The sequence below is a fragment of the Thomasclavelia sp. genome (assembly GCF_017889095.1).
In the GTDB taxonomy this organism is placed as follows: domain Bacteria; phylum Bacillota_I; class Bacilli_A; order Erysipelotrichales; family Coprobacillaceae; genus Thomasclavelia.
In genome coordinates, this window is record NZ_JAGHEW010000309.1 from 1 (window position 1) to 2,755 (window position 2,755).

A 2,755-nucleotide genomic window follows, 5' to 3' on the forward strand; every position below is an offset into this window, starting at 1 on the left:
GAATAACATCAAATCCCGCCTCATTCATTATTTTAGCAATCGCGTTAGCATTTTCGATATTTTTATCACCCATGATAATTTTTTTACCATATCCCATTCTTCTAGCAATCGCCATACTAATTTGTCCAGCTCCCGTTACGATCATTACATCTTTCATTGTCATTTTCTCCTCTCTTTATTGATGATTTGCCACATCTTTAACACAGCGAAGCGCATTTAAACTTCTTGGATATCCAATAAACGGTATTCCTTGTGAGATTATTTTAATTAAAAAATCTTGATCATTTCCTAGTCTAAAATTAGCTTCCACGTGTGATTTTAATTGTGGTTCACAACCCCCTTGTCCCGCTAAAAAGCAAAACGTGATCATTTCTCTTTGTCGATAATCTAAACCATTTCTTGTATAATAATCACCAAAACAATTATCAGTTAACCAGTAGTTAATATGTTGACTATCTTCATCACCAGATAAATAAAAATCTTTCATCGAATCACCAAAAATAGCAATTTGTGCCTGCTCACCTTTTTCTAAGCGATCATCAGTAGTAGTGGTTGCTTGGCTTTCTAGCGGTAATGAAATATTATTATTTAAACAAAAATCATTAACTGCATGAAGAAACGGGAACATTCTGCCAATTCCTAAATATGCCGTTGCCTGATAGACAATTTCTTTCATTTCAACTGGTGTCACACCAAAATTATATGCAGCTGTAAGCATCGCTTTAAATTCATCAATACCCTGACATCCTAGCAACATCGCTAAAATGGCAATAAATCTTGTTTTATCATCTAGATCATCATGATTAACCACTTCATCAAAAGCAAAATTATCGAATAATTCAATAAATTCCGGATCTGTTTTTAATAACTTCGATTCATAACCTGGAAACATCTTTTCATGATAATCTTTAGCTTTTTTACTAATACTCATTTTCTATTTCTCCTTTAACCATTTTTTAATTTTTTCATCACTAGTTAAAACCAGACTTCCTTTAATCGCTAGCCCAGAATAGACATTACTATTTGGACATAGCTTTTTAATATCACTTTCACTTTTTCCCATGCCACTGCCTTCATGAGTGCAAAAAGGATAGATATTTTTATTATCAAAATCATAGCTTTCTAAAAATGTCCAAACACACATTGGCATCGTTGACCACCAGTTAGGATATCCTAAATAAATATTGTCGTATTCTTCAAAATGAGTTACGATATTTTTTATTTTTGGTCTAATATTGTTATTAAGTTCCTGTTTGGCTATTTTAGTACACTCCTGATAATTATCAGGATAATCATGTAATGGTTTAATTTCAAAAAGATCTCCATTAGTTATAGCCTGGATTTTTTGAGCTACAACTTTAGTATTACCCACTTTTAATACCTCAATTTTACCATCAACATAATTTTCTTTATCGTGGGAAAAATAAACAATTAAGTCTTTCACTTTCTCAACTCCTTTTCTATCTATATTTTAACTTTTTATCATTTTTAAACAATTTCGATTTCTAATCATTTTCATAAGTAAAACTTATTAAAAATATATCATTTACTGATATGCTTAAAAATTATATGAAGCTATTCAATATAAGTATTAGATTAAAGAAATAGATGTTGTTAAACTAATAGCTATGGAGGAAGTTATGAAACAGAATACAAAAAGATTTACAACAATGACAATGATTGTTTTTATTATTATGAATTTTGTCTTATCAATGTCATCAGCATTATTTAGTGGTATTTTAGATAAAATTGCAGTTGATTTAAATATTCCATTATCCCAAACTGGGTATTTAACTTCATTTTATGCTTATGGTGCTGGAATTGGCGTGCCGATTTTTTTAATCGTATTTAGAAAATTAAAACAGGCCTTTTTACTTAAATGGATGTTATTATTAAATATCGTAGTCACCGTATTATCAATATTTTCACCAAACTTTATCTTTTTATTATTAACTAGATTTTTAATGGGTTTAACTGGCAACTGTTATGGAGTATTAGCGACTATTACGATTGCCAGTGCTTCACCTAAAGAAAGAGTAGGAAAGAATTTAGCTTTATTGATAACAGGCAGTGCTAGTGCTTTAATGATTGGTATTCCTTTTACTAGAATCTTGTCTTCGTTATTTTCGTGGCAAAATATCTTTGCCGGATTAGTTATTTTAATGCTTTTTTCATTAATTTATTTTATTTTTTATTTACCTGATGTTAATCAAGATAGCAAGCCGTTAGACTTAAAAACTGAATTTGCATTATTTAAACAAAGAAATGTATTAGTTGTCTTAATTGCTTCTCTTATTACTTTTATTGGTTATGGTGCATTTTATACATATTTGACTCCGTATGTGGTAAGTATGTTTCCGGAATTTGAAAAATATATGGGAATATTTTTAATGATCGTTGGTTTTTGCAGTTTTTCAGGGAATTTATTAGGCGGTTTTGTTTGTGATCGTTTAGGTTTTTATAAATCTTTATTGATTGCTTCAATAATTCAAATTTTAATTTCAATTTGTCTATTTATTAGTCGAAATATCATGATGGCAAATATAATCTTTATCTTATTATGGATGATCAATGGCTGGTTTATTGGTTTACAAATTAATACCGCTATTACCATCGTAACTAAAAATAAGTCTAGTTTGATGATTTCTTTAAACAGTTCCGGGATTCAGTTAGGACAGGCAATTGGTGCTTCAATTGCATCATTAGTTATTAGTAATATTAATATGCCAACTATTGTTTTTATTTCAACGATTAC

General features: G+C 29.5%; 3 protein-coding genes. 1 reads left to right on the forward strand and 2 read right to left on the reverse strand.

Annotated features, from left to right (window positions below):
• Window positions 1–175: 175 nt before the first annotated feature.
• Window positions 176–931 carry a carboxymuconolactone decarboxylase family protein gene (locus J7M77_RS13615; RefSeq protein WP_296879507.1) on the reverse strand — a complete coding sequence of 252 codons (756 nt, stop codon included), beginning with the start codon at window positions 929–931 and terminating at the stop codon, window positions 176–178.
• Window positions 932–934: 3 nt separating this feature from the next.
• Complete coding sequence (locus tag J7M77_RS13620) at window positions 935–1,444, reverse strand: flavodoxin (protein WP_296879509.1); 510 nt, start codon at window positions 1,442–1,444, stop codon at window positions 935–937.
• Window positions 1,445–1,640: 196 nt separating this feature from the next.
• Here J7M77_RS13620 and J7M77_RS13625 point away from each other — a divergent pair.
• Window positions 1,641–2,755, forward strand: a 1,115-nt coding sequence (locus tag J7M77_RS13625; protein WP_296879512.1) for an MFS transporter, incomplete at its 3' end; no start/stop codon positions are given.